General features: G+C 44.0%; 1 protein-coding gene. It reads right to left on the bottom strand.

Features of this window, described 5'->3' with window-relative positions; all coding sequences use genetic code 11:
- On the bottom strand, positions 1–218 hold a 218-nt coding region (locus IV54_RS11630; RefSeq protein WP_237756715.1), incomplete at both ends, for a transposase.

The following is a 218-nucleotide window of genomic DNA, read 5'->3' on the forward strand; positions in this document are numbered from 1 at the left end:
CAGACTGGTGGTTAATTGACGCTCACAATTTTTCCAAAGTCGCCGACAATTCTCTAACCAACTAAAGGAGCGTTCGACTACCCAACGTTGGGGTATGACTTCGAATCGATGCAACTCATTACGCTTCGCAACCTGCACGGTTGCGTTTAAATTACTGGCTACATCGAGCTGAAAATTAACGCCTGAATAACCACCATCAACTAAGACATTTTGAACCT

This window comes from Levilactobacillus paucivorans, assembly GCF_001437125.1.
GTDB lineage: Bacteria > Bacillota > Bacilli > Lactobacillales > Lactobacillaceae > Levilactobacillus > Levilactobacillus paucivorans.